Origin of the sequence: Sulfurihydrogenibium sp. (assembly GCF_027448985.1) — a bacterium.
Classification (GTDB): Bacteria; Aquificota; Aquificia; order Aquificales; family Hydrogenothermaceae; genus Sulfurihydrogenibium.
The window spans coordinates 1-1712 of record NZ_DAIDMN010000144.1; the positions used below are offsets into that span (position 1 = coordinate 1).

The 1712-nt window shown below is 35.6% G+C and carries 1 protein-coding gene and 2 pseudogenes; 2 read left to right on the forward strand and 1 reads right to left on the reverse strand.

The genetic code is table 11. The features are described from left to right. A pseudogene (locus NE054_RS08075) lies at positions 1 to 657 on the reverse strand (L,D-transpeptidase); the annotation flags it as partial. A gap of 110 nt (positions 658 to 767) precedes the next feature. Here NE054_RS08075 and rpiB point away from each other — a divergent pair. After that, the gene (rpiB, locus tag NE054_RS08080) at positions 768 to 1214 is read left to right on the forward strand and encodes a ribose 5-phosphate isomerase B (RefSeq protein ID WP_297890453.1); all 447 of its coding nucleotides are present in this window, start codon (positions 768 to 770) and stop codon (positions 1212 to 1214) included. 20 nt (positions 1215 to 1234) lie between these two features. Beyond that, positions 1235 to 1648, forward strand: a pseudogene (locus tag NE054_RS08085) (serine hydroxymethyltransferase); the annotation flags it as partial. Positions 1649 to 1712: the final 64 nt, after the last annotated feature.

Sequence of the window (1712 nt, forward strand, 5' to 3'; positions counted from 1 at the left end):
TGAAACGTATATTGATAGTCTTCCTATGATTGGTATTTGAGGGTCCAACTCAAAAATGTTCTGTCCTAAAATAAAATCAACGTTGTTATAAGTTATTACTTTTGCATCTTCACCAAAAAGTACAAATCTGCTGGATTTTGTTATTTTTTTTATCTTTTCTTTTTTCGTCTCTTTAGATGTTATAATGGCTTCTATAAGTTTTGCTGTGTCTTCAGATTCATCTAACTTTGCTGGAGATTGTTGGTCTATCCCAAGTTTGTTTAATATGTACTGTTGTCCGGATTGATGTTTTCTTTCTATAAAGATAGACATCGCTATCTGGTATATCCTATACAAAGAGTAATCGTCAAGTCTGTCATCTTGAACTTGCTGTATGAATTTATACATCATCTCTTCTTCTCTGGCTTTGTATATGGAAGCAGCAAGAATAAGATTTAAAAGGGCATAATCCTGATTAGATACTTCATTTTTAAGTAAGGTGTCCTGAACTAAATTTATAGCGTTAGTGAAAAGTCCATCGTTGTATAGTTTCAAAGCTTTTGCTGTGGTACTTTCAACTCCTTTTATCTGTACTTTTTGTTTTGCAACTTTAAACAAGTCTTCATCTGCATATGCTAAAGAAGTTAAGATTAGTAAAAAAAGTATAAACCTTTTCATCCTTAAACTTGCTAACCTCAATATTTGATAACTTGTAAAAATGATTATATCACATCAAACTTCGTTATGATATAATTGGTAATAGCTAAAACATCCGGAGGTTTTCTATCTTGAAAATAGCACTTGGAAGTGACCACGGTGGCTTCTTTTATAAAGAAAAAATAAAAGAGTACTTAAAATCTAAAAAGTACGAAATCATTGATAAAGGGACATACTCTCCAGAACCGGTAGATTATCCTTATTTTGGGGAGAATGTAGGAACAGCTGTAGCAAGTGGTGAAGCGGATAGAGGAATAATAATATGTGGAACCGGAATAGGTATATCGATAGCTGCAAACAAGATAAAAGGTGTAAGAGCTGCTTTATGTACAAATGAGTTTATGGCAAGGATGGCAAGGTCCCACAACGACGCTAACGTTTTGGCGTTAGGTCAAAGAGTGATAGGTTTAGACCATGCTCTTGCAATAGTAGACGTATTTTTAGAGACACCTTTTGAAGGTGGAAGACACGAAAGGCGGGTAAAACTAATCCTCGATATAGAGGAAGGAAAAATCTGAAAAAATTTGGAGGTATGAAATTGTTAGAGAATCTCAAAAATGTAGACCCAGAAGTTTATAAAGCAGTTTCTTTAGAGTTTAAAAGACAACAAGAACATCTTGAGATGATAGCATCTGAAAATTACACTTCTCAGGCGGTTATGGAAGCTCAAGGAAGCGTTTTAACAAACAAGTATGCAGAAGGTTTACCTCACAAAAGGTATTACGGTGGTTGTGAATACGTTGACATGGTTGAAGACCTTGCTATAGAAAGGTTAAAGAAACTTTACGGTGCTGAGCATGCAAACGTTCAACCTCACTCTGGTTCTCAGGCGAATCAGGCGGTGTTTTTCTCTCAACTTCAACCGGGAGACACTATTTTAGGAATGAGACTTGACCATGGTGGACACTTGACTCACGGTGCAAAGGTAAACGTATCCGGAATAGTTTTTAACTACCTGCTGAGCGTACTTTTTAAAATCTTCCGTTAGAGCTTCTCCAAATGCTACAGCTTTTGCT